The organism is Burkholderia sp. SIMBA_062 (assembly GCF_046534765.1).
GTDB classification, from domain to species: domain Bacteria; phylum Pseudomonadota; class Gammaproteobacteria; order Burkholderiales; family Burkholderiaceae; genus Burkholderia; species Burkholderia ambifaria.
Genome location: NZ_JAWRYD010000507.1, coordinates 1 through 247 on the forward strand (window position 1 = coordinate 1; position 247 = coordinate 247).

A 247-nucleotide genomic window follows, 5' to 3' on the forward strand; every position below is an offset into this window, starting at 1 on the left:
GTGAACGGATACGCGTATCCGTTCACGATGCCCGACGCGGGCGCCCCCGGCACAGCGGCAGGTGTGACGGCATCGACGAACACGTATATCGCAGCCGCCGTGCCCGTCTTCGTCGAGCCTTCGTATTACCCCGTCGCGTATCCGTACTACGGTTGGCCGTGGTGGGGGCCCTCGGTGTCGCTCAGCTTTGGCTATTGGGGCGCCTGCTGTTACGGCGGCCATCGTGGTCACTGGGGCCATGGAGGCT

At 65.6% G+C, this 247-nt stretch carries 1 pseudogene; it reads left to right on the plus strand.

The window, feature by feature from the left end:
• A pseudogene (locus SB786_RS37255) lies at positions 1 to 247 on the plus strand (hypothetical protein); the annotation flags it as partial.